Below are 14,143 nucleotides of genomic sequence, written 5' to 3' on the forward strand. Positions count from 1 at the left end.
GAATTCCGAAAGAGCGCCCAGATCCCGAGCCGAGCCGAGCCGCCGACTCTGCCGCACCCGAACCCCTGCGCGACCAGTCACTTCCGCAGCGACACGCCGCCAGAACGCCTGCTCTTCTGACCGGTCGGCGGGGTTCAGATCAGGTAGAGGGTGATCGTCGAGCCTTTGGGCGCCTTGGAGCGTTCGCCTGGGTCGGTGTAGGCGACGAAGCCGAGGTTGAGGAAGTTGACCGGGGCCGGCTTGCTGACGACCTTGAAGCCGGCGTCCTTCATGACCTGGGTGGCCTGCGCCTCGGGCATGGAGCGGACGTTCGGCACGGTGATCAGGATCGGGCCGAGGGACTTGGTCAGGGTGATCGAGTCGCCCTTGTGGCCGTTGCCGGAGTCGGGCGACTGCTTGATCACCAGACCCTCGGGGACGGTGTCGGAGTGCTCGGAGACGATCTTGACCTCGAAGCCGTCGTCGGACAGCTCCCGGTCGGCCTGCTTCGCCGACTGGCCGGTGAAGTTCTCGATCTTGATCGGCTTCGGGCCCTTCGACACGACGAGGTCGATCGGGGTCTGCTTCTTCAGCGAGGCGCCCTTCTTCTCGGACGCCTCGAGGACGATGCCGACGTCGGCCTTCTCGTCCCAGCGGCCCTCGACGTCGCCGATGGCGAGGTTCGCCTCGATCAGCGCCATCCGGGCCTTCTCCTCGGACAGCCCGATGATCTTCGGCATCGCGTACCGCTCCGGACCGAGGGACAGCAGCACGGTGAGTTCGCTGCCGTCGAGGATCCGGCTGCCCTTGGCCGGGTCGGTGGAGACCACCTGACCCTTCGGTACGTCCTCGGAGTAGGTCTCGCCGAAGGCGGCGGCCAGCCCGGCGGTCCGGACGGCCTGGACGGCCTGGTCCTTGGTCATCCGGGTCAGGTCCGGGGCCGTGGTGAACCGCCCCTCGACCAGGTACCAGCCGGCCACCGCGACGGCCGTGGTGAGCGCGAGCACGAGCAGCAGGATCACGATGCCGCGCCGGCGCCGGCGAGCGGCCCGGCGCTGCTGGGCCAGGGCGGACGGTCCCGGCCCGGCGGCGGTACGGGAGGTCTCCTCGACGACCGGCTGCGGCAGGGTCGGCGGGCCGGCGTCGAAGACGGACGGGGTCCGCGGCGTGCGGGCGCGGCGATACTCGGGGCTGGCCGGCGACCGGACCGGGCGGACCGGCTGGTCGGTCCCCACCGCCGAAGCGACCAGCGCGGCCGGAGCCGGGGTCGGCGACACCGGGGTGGCCGGCGGCACCTCGACGAACTCGATCGACGGGGCGAAGCCGGCCGGCCCGGTGACCGGGGCCGCTCCGGGCACCACGTCACCGAGATTGGGGATCGGCTGGGTCAGCTCGCTGCCGGGATCGACCAGGATGCCGCCCGGATTGCTGGGCAGGGCCAGGTCGGCGGTCAGGCGCGGGTCGTCCGGCAGGCCGTCCCGCAGCGCCGCCTGGACCCGGTGGATGTGGGACAGCAGCACCCGCGCGTCGTGCGGCCGGAACTCCGGCCGGCGGGCCGACATCCGGGCCACCAGCGCGTCCAGGTACGGCGGGATCGGCGCGACGGTCCGGTAGCCGGACGGCGCCGGGACGTCGTTGTGGACGTGGGCGTAGGCGACCTGGATCGGGGTCTCGCCGGTGTGCGGCTTGCGGCCGGTGAGCAGCTCGAACAGGACCACGCCGAGGCTGTACACGTCCGACCGGGCGTCGGCCTTGCCGGTGACCACCAGCTCCGGCGGGAGGTAGGAGACCGTACCGATCAGGACGCCCTGGGTCGCCGTCGACGTCTGCGAGGTGATCGCCTTCGCCAGCCCGAAGTCGGCCACCTTGATCTGGCCCTGGTCGGAGATCAGCACGTTCTCCGGCTTGATGTCGCGGTGCACCAGGCCCGCGTCGTGAGCGGCGGCGACGGCCCGGACCACCGGCTCGATCAGGTCGAGCGCCCGCAGCGGCGGCATCGCACCCTCGCGGCCGATCACGTCGCGCAGGGTCTGGCCCTCGACGTATTCCATGACGATGTACGGGCGCCGGCCCTGGCCGCCGATATTGTCGGCGCCCTGGTCGAACACCGCCACCACCTGCGGATGGGACAGCCGGGCGGCGGCACGGGCCTCCCGGTCGAACTTCCGGGCGAACTCGGCGTCGTCACCGAGGCCGACGTGCATCACCTTCACGGCGACGGTCCGGGTCAGCCGGGCGTCGACGGCTTCGTACACGGTGGCCATGCCACCGCGGGCGAGTCGACGGGTGATCCGGTAGCGCCCGTCGAGCACGAGACCCACCAAGGGGTCGCTGATGCTCGTCATGGTCACGCTTGCTCCAAACACGGTGGGGAAGTGGCCGTGTTGGCCTGCATCGGAGTCTAGAAGGGGTCGGGTCGAATGAAGCTCCGGCACGCCGCTTCCGTACCGAATCGCTCCGTCACCGTGTCCACCACGCGGTTCCCCCGAACCCAAGACCGTCCTCCGACCTCATCGCTGCTCCAAGCTCCAGCCAGTCTGCCGAGTGCCGCAAACCGCTGTCGAATGCCCGGCGCCGCCGGGCTCCGGCGGGCAGCCGGGATCGGCTGTCAGTGCCGCGGTCTAGCGTCTCCGGCGTGACGAAGACGAGCGCCCTGGACAGCGGGGTCGACCTGGATCCGGAGCGGCTGGAGCGCGTCCGCGGCCGGCTGGCGAGCAACCTGATCGCCTGGCTGACCACCGTGGACTCGCACGGCCAGCCGCACAGTGTCCCGGTCTGGTTCCTGCACCGCGACGACGGGACGGTCCTCGTCTACACCCGGCCGGGGAAGCACAAGCTGGCCGCCCTCGAGCAGAACCCGAGGGTGAGCCTGGTCCTCGACGTGACCGACATCGGCCGGGACGTGATCCGGATCGAGGGGAAGGCCCGGATCGATCGCACCGTGCCGCCGGCCGACCAGGTGCCGGCGTTCACGGTGAAGTACGCGGAGCGGATCGGTGCGCTGTTCGACTCCGCCGCCGAGTTCGCCGCGATGTTCTCGGTGCCGATCGTCATCGTGCCGGAGCGGCTTATGGGGTGAAAGACACTAATCTGACCGGATGACCGCTCTGCTGGGCCTCGGTGCCCGATTGCGACTGGCCCGGTTGTATCTGTGTACGGACGCGCGGACCCGGTCCGGCGACCTCGCCGAGTTCCTGGCCGCGGCGCTCCGCGGTGGGGTCGATGTCGTGCAGCTGTGGCAGCCGGGCCTGGATCCGGACCAGGAACTGGCCGCGCTGGAGGCCTGTCGTGCTGCCGCGAAGAAGCACCAGGCCCTGGTGGTGGCTTACGGTTCGGCCGACCTGGCCGCCCGGTTCGACGGTGACCTGCTGCACCTCGGGCCGGACGACGGGGCGAGCCGGGTCGCACGCCGCAAGCTGCACCGGTTCGCCCTGCTCGGCCGGACCGCGCACACGCCGAAGGCGCTCGACGCCACGGTGGCCGACGGCGACGTCGACTACTTCAGCGTCGGCCCGGTGTTCGCCACGCCGACCGTGCCGGACCAGCCGGCGGTCGGGCTCGACCTGGTCCGCTACGCGGCCCGGCTGGCGCCGGTCGCCGATCCGGACAGCAAGCCGTGGTTCGCGATCGGCGGGATCGGTCCGGACACGATCGACGACGTGATCGAGGCCGGTGCCCGACGGGTCGCGGTGGTCAGCGCGATCACCCGGGCCGACGACCCGGAGGTTGCGGCGCGCCGGTTGTCGGAGCGGCTGCGGCAGGCCTGGCGGGACGATCCGGCGATGGAGTCGTACGCGTTCGCCGCCGCGGCCTGGTCGGGGCCGGACCGGTGACGCTCGGCGACCGGCGACGGGACGGGCCGCGCTCGGCCGGGTCCCGGCTCGGCGGTTGGGTCGCCGGGCTGCTGGTCGTGCTCGCGCTGGTGGCCGGCTGTTCCGTCGGTACGGTGACCGAGCCCGAGGCGGGCCCGGGAGCCCGGGACCCGGAGTCCGGGCTGGCGTTCGTCGAGCTTGATCAACTTCCGCCCGAGGCGGCCCGGACGGTGGCGTTGATCAAGGCGGGCGGTCCGTTCCCGTACTCGAAGGACGGGTCGACGTTCGGCAATCGGGAGGGCCTGCTGCCGGACCAGCCGCGCGGCTACTACCGCGAGTACACGGTGCCGACGCCGGGCGAGGGGGATCGCGGCGCGCGCCGGATCGTCACCGGCGACCGGGACCGGATCTTCTACTACACCGGTGATCACTACATGTCGTTCTCGAGGATCCGATCATGATCGATGACCTGGCGGGACTGCTGGACGGCGGGAGACGGCCCGGGGTGTATCGCGCCGGGCCGGGCGAGTTCGCGTTGTCGGAGCGGACCGTGGCGGCAGGGTGGCAGGTGGCCGAGGTCGGGCCGTTCGACGACCTGGAGGGCTTCTACGACCAGGTCGCCGACGCGCTCGGGCTGCCGCGCTACTTCGGCCGCAATCTGGACGCGCTGTGGGACTGCCTGACCGATCTGATCGAGCCGACCGCGTTGATCATCGCCGACTGGAGCCGGTTCGCGTTGCCCGAGCCACGGGACGCGGCCCGGCTGCTCGCCGTGCTGACCGACCGGACCCGGGAGGGCAGCCCGTTCGCGGTGGTGCTGGCCAATCGCGGCGCGCTGGACCTCGACGACCAGGTCGCGGGCTTGAACCCGACGTAACGTCATGTTCTACGGTGCGGCCATGAACACCGCAACAGTCTTCGGACTCTCCGTGATCATGGAAACCAACGACGACGTCGACCGGGCGGCGGACCTGCTGCGGGCGGTCGGCCTCGCGGTCGAGGGCGAGGACGGCTTCGTCCAGGTGAAGGGTCCGTCGGTCAATCTGACGATCATGCGCGGCGCGATGATCGACACCCCACCGCACGGCGGTCTGCTGCTCCAGCTCCAGGTCGCCGACGTCGATGCCGCGGCCGCGGCGGCGGCCGACCACGGCGGCGAGGTGGGCTGGGGTCCGGGACGGACCGACTTCGGCACCTACTCCGCCTACGTCCGCGGCCCGGCCGGGCTGACGGTCGAGCTGCTGACGCCGGTCGGCGACTGACGCCGGTGGCGGACGAGCGACCGTACTGGCGGGTCGGAGAGCTCAGCCAGGCCACCGGCCTGACCGTGCGCACGCTGCACCACTACCACCAGATCGGCCTGCTCGACCCGGCCGCCCGCAGCGGCGGCGGTCACCGGCTGTACGCGCCGGCGGACGTCCGCCGGCTGATGTACATCGTCATCCTGCGCCGCGCCGGCCTCTCGCTGGCCGCGATCAAGGAGGTCCTGGACCGGGACCGGATCGATGTCGCCGCCCTGATCGATCAGCAGCGGCGCGACCTCGAGTCGGTGCTGATGGACACCGTCGAGTTCGGCCGCCGGCTGCAGGACGCGTCGATCGACGAGCTGTCCCGCGACCCGCGCCGGCTCCGCGAGTTGATCAACTGGGTGACGCCGAACCCGATCGCGTCCCAGCCGGTGGTGCTGCTCGTCTACGCCGACGTCGAACTGGCGTACCGGACCTTGATCGCCATGTTCGGCTTCGGTCCGGGCGTGATCGCCCGCGACGCCGACGGCCAGGTCGGCTACGCCGAGGTCACCGGGCCGATGGGCCACGTCCGGCTGCACTGGCCGCGACCCGGGCTGAGCCCGCCCGATCCGGACCGGGACCCGTCGTCGATGACGACCGTCGAAGTGGCCGACCTGGACGCCCACCACGCCCGGGCGCGGGCCGCCGGTGCGACGATCGTCCGGCCGCCGACCGAGCTCCACGGCACCCGGGACTACCTCGCTCTTGATCATGAGCACCACCTCTGGTGCTTCCAACAGGGCTAGCCGGGCAGCAGCCGGAGCCCGTGCCGGGTGCCGCCCCAGACACCGTCCTCGATCACGACCCGGCCGCGCTGCAACACCCAGCCGATCCCGGCCGGCGGCACGTCCGGCTCGGTGTAGCTGCCGTCATGATCGACCACCGCCGGGTCGAAGCAGACCAGGTCGGCAACGGCGCCGCGGGCGATGGTGCCACGCCCGGGAACGCCGAAGATCGCGGCCGGCAGCGAGGTCATCCGGCGGACCGCCTCGGCCAGGTCGATGATCTGGCGCCGGCGTACGTACTCGCCGAGGACCCGGGGGAAGGTCCCGTAGAGGCGGGGGTGCGGAGTGCCACCGAGACCGGGCGGCAGCCCGTCCGACCCGATCGCCGTGTACGGGGAGCGGAGCACGGTCTCCACGTCGTCCTCGCTCATGGTGAACAGCACGGTGGTCACGTGCAGTTCCTCCTCGAGCAGGATCCGGACCACGGTCCCGAACGGGTCCAGGCCCAGGTCGTCGGCGAGCTCCGGGACCCGGCGGCCCTCGTAGCGGTGGCTGCGGGTGGAGGAGATCATGATCCGGTCGTAGTTCGGGTCGGCCTCGGCCCGCAACCGTGCCAACGCGCCCGGGTCCTGCAACCGGCGGAGCGCTTCGGCCGGTCCGGCGTCGAGCAGCCAGCCGGACAGGCTCGAGGTGAGGCCGGTCGAGGAGGCGATGTAGGGGTACTGGTCCTGGGTGACCGGCAGCCCGGCCGCGCGGGCCGCGTCGAGCCGCTCCAGGGCCGGCACCACGGCGCCCCAGCTGGCCCGGCCGGACGCCTTGAGGTGCGAGACCTGCACCCGGCAGCCGGCCTCCCGGCCGATCCGGACCGCCTCGTCGATCGCGTCCAGCAGCCCGGCGCTCTCGTTGCGGATGTGGCTCGCGTAGACCCGGTCGGCGGGCAGCCGGCGGGCCAGCGCGATCACCTCCTCGGTGTCGGCGTACCGTCCCGGCGGATAGACCAGCCCGGTGGACAGACCGAACGCGCCGGCCGCCAGCGCCTCGTCGAGCAGGTCGCCCATCGCGGCAAGATCATCATCGGTCGGTACGGCCGCGGTCGGCCCGATCACGGCCTGGCGCAGGGTCCCGTGCCCCACCAGCGGGCAGACGTTGGTGACGGTGCCGGCGGCGTCCACGGCGGCGAACCACTCGGCGCTGCTGTGCCAGCCGCCGGGCTCGATCCCGAACAACCGACCGGGACCCTGGGCGAAGGACGCGTCGTCGCCGGCCCGGATCGGTGCCAGCGACGAACCGCAGTTGCCGACGACCTCGGTGGTCACGCCCTGGCTGATCTTGGACAGGTCGTCCTCGGCGAGCACCGGCGCGTTGTCGGCGTGCGAATGGGCGTCGATGAAACCGGGGCAGACCACCCGCCCGCCGGCGTCGATCACGTCCGCGGCGTCCGGCGGCACGGTGCCCGGCGGCTCGATCGCGGTGATCGACTCGCCCTCGACGATCACCTCGCCCGGGGTCGGCTGCGCTCCCGTACCGTCGACGATCAAGGCGTTGATGATCTTCATCCGGCGAGTCTACGAAGCCCGGCCGGCCCGGTCGGGAACCTTTCCCGGCCTGCCGGACACTCCTCTACGGCGGGGCCCGATCCCGCTGTCCGGACGGACCTGGAGGAACGGTGAATGGTGCATGATGGCGGGCGGCGGAAGGGTCATCGAGGTGCGGGACGACGAGCGGCAGGCCGGCGACCCGAGCCTGCCTGCCGCCGAACTGCTGTGGCCCGACGAACCCGAACTCACCGATCCGGACCCGGCGCAACCTCCGAGTTCGGACGACGGCGAGGCCTGGCAACGGCTGCGGTCGGGCGACGAGGACGCCTTCCGGGAGCTGTTCCAGCGGCACAGCAAGGCGGTCTACAACTACGCGTTCCGCGGTACGGGCTCGTGGGCCGCGGCCGACGACGTCGTCCAGGTGGTGTTCACCGCCGTGCTGCGGCGGGCGCTGGCCGATGACCTGCCCGCGCTCCGGCTGCCCTCGGCCCGGCCGCTGCTGTTCGCCATGGCCCGCAAGGAATGCGCCAACCAGCTCCGTTCGGTCCGCCGCCAAGCCCGGCTCGCGGACCGGATCCGGATGCACGACACCGGCCACGCCGACGACAACACCGCGGAATGGCTCGCCGCGGAGACCGCGATGAACCAGATCCTGGAGTCGCTGCGGGTGCTGCCGGCCAACCAGCGCGAGGTGATCGCCCTGGTCCGCTGGTCCGGTCTGTCGCTGGCCGAGGCCGCCGAGACCCTCGGGGTGCCCGTCGGCACCGTCAAGTCGCGGCTGAACCGGGCCCACCGGCGTCTCGCCGACACGCCGCTGGCCGGACTGCTCAGGGGAGAACGCTCATGATCACACCCACCGAACCGCCCCGGGACCGGCTGCCGCGGGATCGGGACCTGCCCGACCCGCGGGGCCGGATGGAGTCGATCATCCGGGAGGCGACCAGCCCGCCGGCCCGCCGGCCGGCCCGGCCGCTGATCCCGGTCGCGGCCGCCGTCGCGCTGATCGTCGCCCTGGTCGCCGTCGGCGTGCTGATCCGGCCCTCCGGCCCGGGCGTCGTGGGACACCCGCCACCGCCACCCGCCACGCCGTCGATCGGCACCACGGGGCCGTACCGGATCGGGGACCGGGTCGCGCTGACCTATGTCGCCGTCACGCTGCGGGAGGCCAGGCAGAACAAGGACGGCCTCGCCCTCTCGGTCGAGACCTGCCTCGTCGCGGCACCGCCGACGGAGCCGGCCGGCGAGGATCCCTGGTACTCCTGGGAGGTGGTCTCCGATCAGGGCACCTACGTCATCGAACCGTTCCGAACCTTCGACGAGCGGGGCTCCAGCAGCGTGCCGGTCTTCCCGGGCCGCTCCGACGTCGAGCTCGGCGACTGCGTCGAGGGCTGGCTGCCGTTCGCGGGGATCGGGCCGGACGAGCGGCAGGTCACGCTCAGCTATCGGGACAGCCTCGACGAGTCGGCCCACTGGATCATCCGGTGATCATGCGTCGGTGAGCTGGATCACCGACAGGGCAGGGAACCCGCAGGCCCGATCCGGACCCTCTTGATCAAGAACGCAACTCGCAACCCGAGGAGATTCGATCATGAGGATGATCACGAGAGCCGTCGGTACGGCGCTCGCCGGCGCAGCTCTGGCCCTGGCCGGGGCGTCGGTGGCGGCCGCCGATCCGAGCCCGTCCGACCCGAAGGGCTCCGACGCCGACCGGCTCGGCATCAACTGCGAAGGGCCGAAGGAGGCCTGGACCAGGGGCGTCTGGACCTTCTACCTCTACGAGGGCGACTCACCCGAGGAGGGGGACAAGGTCGTGATGCGCAAGCTCAAGGGCGTCTCCTGCGAGGTCAGTGCGCTGACCTGGCCGAGGGGCAGCGGCGAGTACGAGCCGGCACCGAAGTAGCCCGCGGCGCTCCGGGCCGCCGTCGAGGAAACGGACGGCGGCTCCGGAGTGACCGTTCGCGGAATCGTGGACACCTCATTCCCAACTGCGTGATTCTGCGTGTAGCTTCAGGCATCCAGCACGAATGCGCATTCGGATGCCTCAGGTGACGGGGGAGTTCATGACGGACGCAGACGAGGATCAGGAGCGGTTCAGCCGGCGGGCGGTGCTGGGGGTCGGGGCCGCCGTCGTGGCCGCGACCCAGGTCGGCGCCCGGGCCTACGCCGACGAGAACGGGCAGGACCAGGCTCCGCCGGACGTCGACACCGACCGGTACGTCGACGTCCAGTTGCTCAACATCACCGACTTCCACGGCTATCTCTCGCCGACCGACGTCGACGGGGACAACCTGGTCACCGACGGCGGTGTGCCGAAGGTGGTCGGCGGCGCCGCCTATCTGGCCGCGCACCTGAAGCGGCTGCGTGCGGGCCGCCGCAACAGCATCTTCTTCTCGGCCGGTGACAACTTCGCCGGCTGGCCGTTCACGGTCGACGCGCACGCCAACGAGCCGACCATCGAGGTGCTCAACGCGCTCGGCCTGCAGTTCAGCACGGTCGGCAACCACGAGCTCGACCAGCGGTTCCCCGAGTTCCTGGTCGACCACATCGAACGGGGCGAACCGATCGGCGTCGCGGGCCGGGACAGCTCGTTCCCGGATTCCCGTGGCCGGCAGTTCGGCGGCGCCGCCTTCTCCTTCTACAGTTCGGATGTCGTGCTCGACGAGACCGGGCTGACGGTGCGCCCGCCGTACAACATCGTGCAGGTCGATGCCGGCGACGGACGGAAGTTGCCGATCGGGTTCATCCACCTCACGGTCACCAGCACCGCGACCGGCTCCACCTCGTACCAGCCCGGGATGCGCAACCTCGATCATCTCGAGACGGTCGACCGGATCGCCGCCCAGCTCAAGGCGAAGGGCGTCCGGGCGATCATCGTCAACATGCACGAGGGTGGCACCGCCGGCCGCGACATCAACGCCCTGACCGACCCGAACGGGCCGTGCTTCACGCTGGCCCGCACCGCGACGCCGGACATCGCGGCGTTCGTCACCGGCCACTGGCACGCGGCGTTCAACGGGATGGTGCCCGGCCCGGACGGGGTGCCGCGGCCCGTGGTCGAGGCCGGCTGCCACGGCCAGATGATCAACGAGATCACGCTGAAGCTGGACCGGCGGACCGGCGCCGTGGTGCCGGAGCTGACCACCTCGAAGAACCACGCCAACACTCACGAGATCCCGCCGGATCCCCGGGTCGGCAAGATCGTCAACTACTGGGTCGACCAGGGTGTCCGGCGCTACCAGACCCCGCTCGCCCGGCAGAGCGCCGATCTGACCAGGGCCCCGTCGCCGCTCGGGGAGAGCGCGATGGGCAACCTGGCCGCCGACGTGTTGCACTGGGAGGCACATCGGCAGGGCGACGAGGTTGATCTTGCCCTGTTCGCGACGGCGCCGCGGAAGGGTTCGGTGGCGCTGGCCGGGGACGGGCTGCTCCACGCCGCCGGCCGCAACGCCGGCGACGCCGAGGGCCGGATCCTGTTCGGCGAGGCCTGGAAGGCCTTCGGGTACGGCAATCCGGTGCTCGGCGTGACGGTGACCGGGGCGGCGATCCTGACCGCGCTGCAAGATCAGTGGAAGGTCAGTGGAGCCGGCGTCTCGACCTCGCCGCTGGCCGTCTCGGCCAACGTGACGTACGAAGTCGATCTTGAAGCGGTACCGGGCAGCCGGGTCGACCCGGCCTCGGTCAAGATCAACAACGAGGTGCTGGACCCGGCCCGGACCTACCGGGTCGCGGCGCTGGCGTACACCTTGATCGCCGCGGACGGCACCACCGCCCTGGCCGGGTTCACCGACGCGGTCCGGCACGAACGCGACCGCGAGTCGTTCATCGCCTATCTGCGGGCGCACCCGACGATCGACCCGCCGCCGCTGACCCGGGTCAGACCGGCCGGCGGCACCGGTGAAGGGAGCCGATGATCATGACGGCGACGATCAGCACCGTCACCGGGTACGGCTTCGACCAGACCGGCTTCGGCGGCCCGGCGGCGAACGTGGACCTGCGCCAGCTGGGCACCAGCTCCCGGATGCTCGGCCACAATCAGGGCATCGCCGTCGACGCCGGCGGCCGGATCCTGGTGTCGGCGACCGTGAACAACGTGGTCGGCCGGATCGCCGCGCCGGACAGCTGGACCGAGCAGCCGCTCGGCGAGGCGCTGACCGCGCCGACCGGCGCCCTGCCGTGGCGGTTCTACTCGCCGTCGGCCTCGGCGGTGGGCGCCTTCGCGGCGACGACGTACCAAGGTCAGAGCGCGGTGCACTACGTCGCGACGAACCCCGACCGGCACACGGTGCTCTACCTGCAGCCGACGGTCATCGCCGGCGCGACCGGGGTCGGCCGGCTGACCGTCGTCGGCAGCGGCACCGTCGTGCTGAACCTGTACAACGGCAAGGTCGAGATCTACAGCCAGACGATCACGCTCGGCGACACCCCGCAGACCTTGATCGCGGAGAAGGTGTTCGCGCCGGGCGCGCTGGACTTCAAGCTGCGCAGCCCGATCGCCCAGGAACGGATCGAGGCGATCGTGTCCGGGGCGTCGATCCAGCAGCGGCAGGTCACCGGGGCCACCACGCCGATCGCCGGCCGGATGGCCAGGCTGGGCGGCGACGGGGACGGCGGTCCGGCCACCGACGCCCGGCTCAACGCGCCGGCCGGGATCGCGGTCGGCCCGGACGGCACGGTTGTCATCGCGGACGCGTACAACCACCGGATCCGGGCCGTCGACCCGCGCGGCCGGATCCGGACCATCGCCGGCACCGGGACGGCGGGCGACGGCGGCAGCACCCGGGCGATCGACTGCCGGCTCGACCATCCGGGCGGCGTCGCGGTCGACGCGCGGGGCACGGTCTACGTCGCCGACACGTACAACCACCGGATCCGGGCGGTGTCGCCGGGCGGCTCGATCCGCACCATCGCCGGCACCGGCGAGGCCGGCGACAGCGGCGCCCGCGACCTGGCCACCCGGACCCGGCTCAACCATCCGCAGGGGGTGGCCGTCGACGCGGCCGGGAACGTCTACGTCGCGGACACGTACAACCACCGGGTGCTGCGGATCCACCCGCACGGGCGCGTCAGCATCGTCGCCGGGACCGGGAGCGCGGGCTTCGGCGGCGACGGCGGCCCGGCCGTGGAGGCCCAGCTGGCCACACCGCACGACGTGGACGTCTCCGCCGACGGCACGCTGTACGTCGCCGACACGCTGAACAACCGGATCCGGCGGATCGCCGGCGGCACCATCGCGACGTACGCCGGGGTCGGCACGTACGGCGGCACCGGCCGGGCCGGCGGTCCCGCGAGCGCGGCGCAGCTGGCGCATCCGGTCGGCGTCGCCGCCGACCCGCGGTCCGGCGACGTGTACGTCGTCGAGAGCACCCAGGGAGTGCTCCGGATCCAGCCGTAACCCTGGGGTCGCCGCGATCCCTTATGGTTCGCCCATGACACGCGTTCGGGGACTCTTGTTGTCGCTGCTGGCCGCCGTCCTGGCCGTCGGCCTGGCGCCGGATCTCGCGTCGGCAGCCGTGCCGCAGGTACGGTTCGCGACGTTCAACGCCTCACTCAACCGGGCCGCCGCCGGTGAGCTGCTGGCCGACCTGTCCACGCCCGGCGACCCGCAGGCCGAGGAGGCCGCGGAGGTGATCCAGCGGGTCCGGCCGGACGTGCTGTTGATCAACGAGTTCGACTACGTTCCGGACAACGCCGCCGCCGACGCGTTCCGGGCCAACTACCTCGAGATCGGGCAGCAGGGCGCCGACCCGATCGAGTATCCGTACGCGTACACGGCGCCGGTCAACACCGGCGTCGCGACCGGGTTCGACCTGGACCGCAACGGTCAGGTCGGCGGCGGCAACGACGCGCACGGGTTCGGCCTCTTCGAGGGGCAGTACGGGATGCTGGTGCTGTCGAAGTACCCGATCGAGTTCGACGAGATCCGTACCTTCCAGACGTTCCTCTGGAAGGACATGCCGGGCGCGCTGCTGCCGGACGACCCGGCCACCTCGGCGCCGGCCGACTGGTATTCCGACGCCGCGCTGGACGTGCTGCGGCTGTCGTCGAAATCGCACTGGGACGTACCGATCACGATCGGCAAGCGCGCCGTGCACTTCCTGGTCGCCCACCCGACGCCGCCGACCTTCGACGGGCCGGAGGACCGCAACGGCGTCCGCAACCACGACGAGATCCGGTTCTGGGCCGACTACGTGGGCTCCCGGCGGCAGAGCCGCTACATCTATGACGACGCCGGCGAGCGCGGCGGCCTGCGGCCGGGCAGCCGGTTCGTGATCGCGGGCGACTACAACGCCGACCCGCTGGACGGCGACAGCGTCGACGGCGCGGTCGACCTGCTGCTCGGCCACCCGCGGGTCGCGGACCCGGAGCCGACCAGCGAGGGCGCCGTGATCGCCGCCGAGCAGCAGGGCCAGGCGAACACGACCCACCGCGGCGACCCGGCCCTGGACACCGCCGACTTCAGCGACACCGCCCCGGGCAACCTGCGGGTCGACCTGGTGCTCCCGTCCCGCGGCCTGGTCCAACGCGGCGCCGGCGTCTTCTGGCCGACCCCCGACTCGCCCCTGGCCCGCCTCAACGACGCCTCCGACCACCACTCCGTCTACCTCGACCTACGCCTCTGAATTCCGCCGACCGGTCACCAAAGCAGCGGTTCTGGCGGCGTGTCGCTGCACAACTGACCGGTCGGCGAGGGGAGGGGTCAGGGGGCGCGCGGCGGCGGACGTCGCTGAGGTTCACGAGCGGGCCAGGCGGGTGACCCGGGAAGGTTCGCCGGTCGGGCCTGAAGTGGCCGGCCCGGCGCC

General features: G+C 71.9%; 14 protein-coding genes. 12 read left to right on the plus strand and 2 right to left on the minus strand.

Annotation, left to right across the window (positions count from 1 at the left end; all coding sequences use genetic code 11):
* Nucleotides 1-134: 134 nt before the first annotated feature.
* Nucleotides 135-2,324: a protein kinase domain-containing protein gene (locus AC6CCG_RS09820; protein WP_496654409.1), complete on the minus strand. Its 2,190-nt coding sequence runs from the start codon at nucleotides 2,322-2,324 to the stop codon at nucleotides 135-137.
* A gap of 290 nt (nucleotides 2,325-2,614) precedes the next feature.
* Between AC6CCG_RS09820 and AC6CCG_RS09825 the strand changes: the two genes are divergently transcribed.
* The 6 genes from AC6CCG_RS09825 to AC6CCG_RS09850 are packed head-to-tail and all read left to right on the plus strand — an operon-like array spanning nucleotide 2,615 to nucleotide 5,826.
* A complete protein-coding gene (locus AC6CCG_RS09825; protein WP_496654317.1) occupies nucleotides 2,615-3,058 on the plus strand; it encodes a TIGR03667 family PPOX class F420-dependent oxidoreductase in 444 nt (147 codons plus the stop codon).
* 19 nt (nucleotides 3,059-3,077) lie between these two features.
* On the plus strand, nucleotides 3,078-3,812 hold the full coding sequence (locus AC6CCG_RS09830; protein ID WP_496654318.1) for a thiamine phosphate synthase: 735 nt from the start codon (nucleotides 3,078-3,080) through the stop codon (nucleotides 3,810-3,812).
* Nucleotides 3,809-4,252 (plus strand): guanyl-specific ribonuclease, encoded by a 444-nt coding sequence (locus AC6CCG_RS09835; protein WP_496654319.1) that lies wholly within the window; start codon nucleotides 3,809-3,811, stop codon nucleotides 4,250-4,252. Before AC6CCG_RS09830 ends, AC6CCG_RS09835 begins: the two co-directional genes overlap by 4 nt.
* On the plus strand, nucleotides 4,249-4,668 hold the full coding sequence (locus tag AC6CCG_RS09840; protein ID WP_496654320.1) for a barstar family protein: 420 nt from the start codon (nucleotides 4,249-4,251) through the stop codon (nucleotides 4,666-4,668). The genes AC6CCG_RS09835 and AC6CCG_RS09840 overlap by 4 nt, the downstream gene beginning before the upstream one ends.
* A 22-nt stretch (nucleotides 4,669-4,690) precedes the next feature.
* The gene (locus AC6CCG_RS09845; protein WP_496654321.1) at nucleotides 4,691-5,053 is read left to right on the plus strand and encodes a VOC family protein; all 363 of its coding nucleotides are present in this window, start codon (nucleotides 4,691-4,693) and stop codon (nucleotides 5,051-5,053) included.
* 5 nt (nucleotides 5,054-5,058) lie between these two features.
* Nucleotides 5,059-5,826, plus strand: coding sequence for a VOC family protein (locus AC6CCG_RS09850; protein WP_496654322.1), 768 nt, complete (start codon nucleotides 5,059-5,061; stop codon nucleotides 5,824-5,826).
* On the opposite strand, the gene AC6CCG_RS09855 is transcribed toward AC6CCG_RS09850, so the two are convergent.
* A complete protein-coding gene (locus AC6CCG_RS09855) occupies nucleotides 5,823-7,361 on the minus strand; it encodes an N-acyl-D-amino-acid deacylase family protein (protein WP_496654323.1) in 1,539 nt (512 codons plus the stop codon). The genes AC6CCG_RS09850 and AC6CCG_RS09855 overlap by 4 nt on opposite strands.
* A gap of 151 nt (nucleotides 7,362-7,512) precedes the next feature.
* On the opposite strand from AC6CCG_RS09855, the gene AC6CCG_RS09860 reads away from it, so the two are divergent.
* The 6 genes from AC6CCG_RS09860 to AC6CCG_RS09885 all read left to right on the plus strand — a co-directional run bounded on the left by AC6CCG_RS09860 (nucleotide 7,513) and on the right by AC6CCG_RS09885 (nucleotide 13,963).
* Entirely contained in the window at nucleotides 7,513-8,190 is a 678-nt protein-coding gene (locus tag AC6CCG_RS09860) for an RNA polymerase sigma factor (protein WP_496654324.1), read from the plus strand.
* Nucleotides 8,187-8,828 carry a hypothetical protein gene (locus tag AC6CCG_RS09865; RefSeq protein ID WP_496654325.1) on the plus strand — a complete coding sequence of 214 codons (642 nt, stop codon included), beginning with the start codon at nucleotides 8,187-8,189 and terminating at the stop codon, nucleotides 8,826-8,828. Before AC6CCG_RS09860 ends, AC6CCG_RS09865 begins: the two co-directional genes overlap by 4 nt.
* Before the next feature lie 109 nt (nucleotides 8,829-8,937).
* The gene (locus AC6CCG_RS09870) at nucleotides 8,938-9,243 is read left to right on the plus strand and encodes a hypothetical protein (protein ID WP_496654326.1); all 306 of its coding nucleotides are present in this window, start codon (nucleotides 8,938-8,940) and stop codon (nucleotides 9,241-9,243) included.
* Between the two features lie 160 nt (nucleotides 9,244-9,403).
* Nucleotides 9,404-11,254: a bifunctional metallophosphatase/5'-nucleotidase gene (locus AC6CCG_RS09875; protein ID WP_496654327.1), complete on the plus strand. Its 1,851-nt coding sequence runs from the start codon at nucleotides 9,404-9,406 to the stop codon at nucleotides 11,252-11,254.
* Nucleotides 11,251-12,735, plus strand: a complete 1,485-nt coding sequence (locus AC6CCG_RS09880) for an NHL domain-containing protein (protein WP_496654328.1) — start codon at nucleotides 11,251-11,253, stop codon at nucleotides 12,733-12,735. Before AC6CCG_RS09875 ends, AC6CCG_RS09880 begins: the two co-directional genes overlap by 4 nt.
* A 34-nt stretch (nucleotides 12,736-12,769) precedes the next feature.
* On the plus strand, nucleotides 12,770-13,963 hold the full coding sequence (locus AC6CCG_RS09885; RefSeq protein ID WP_496654329.1) for an endonuclease/exonuclease/phosphatase family protein: 1,194 nt from the start codon (nucleotides 12,770-12,772) through the stop codon (nucleotides 13,961-13,963).
* The last annotated feature ends 180 nt before the right edge of the window (nucleotides 13,964-14,143 follow it).

It is taken from the genome of Microlunatus sp. YIM B11417 (assembly GCF_059617205.1).

What these genes read in the sequence shown, in the direction of transcription:
- AC6CCG_RS09830 (WP_496654318.1), top strand. Translation starts at nt 3,078, where the DNA reads ATGACCGCTCTGCTGGGCCTCGGTGCCCGATTGCGACTGGCCCGGTTG.
- AC6CCG_RS09885 (WP_496654329.1), top strand. Translation starts at nt 12,770, where the DNA reads ATGACACGCGTTCGGGGACTCTTGTTGTCGCTGCTGGCCGCCGTCCTG.
- AC6CCG_RS09820 (WP_496654409.1), bottom strand. Translation starts at nt 2,324, where the DNA reads ATGACGAGCATCAGCGACCCCTTGGTGGGTCTCGTGCTCGACGGGCGC.
- AC6CCG_RS09840 (WP_496654320.1), top strand. Translation starts at nt 4,249, where the DNA reads ATGATCGATGACCTGGCGGGACTGCTGGACGGCGGGAGACGGCCCGGG.
- AC6CCG_RS09870 (WP_496654326.1), top strand. Translation starts at nt 8,938, where the DNA reads ATGATCACGAGAGCCGTCGGTACGGCGCTCGCCGGCGCAGCTCTGGCC.
- AC6CCG_RS09880 (WP_496654328.1), top strand. Translation starts at nt 11,251, where the DNA reads ATGATCATGACGGCGACGATCAGCACCGTCACCGGGTACGGCTTCGAC.
- AC6CCG_RS09855 (WP_496654323.1), bottom strand. Translation starts at nt 7,361, where the DNA reads ATGAAGATCATCAACGCCTTGATCGTCGACGGTACGGGAGCGCAGCCG.
- AC6CCG_RS09875 (WP_496654327.1), top strand. Translation starts at nt 9,404, where the DNA reads ATGACGGACGCAGACGAGGATCAGGAGCGGTTCAGCCGGCGGGCGGTG.
- AC6CCG_RS09865 (WP_496654325.1), top strand. Translation starts at nt 8,187, where the DNA reads ATGATCACACCCACCGAACCGCCCCGGGACCGGCTGCCGCGGGATCGG.
- AC6CCG_RS09845 (WP_496654321.1), top strand. Translation starts at nt 4,691, where the DNA reads ATGAACACCGCAACAGTCTTCGGACTCTCCGTGATCATGGAAACCAAC.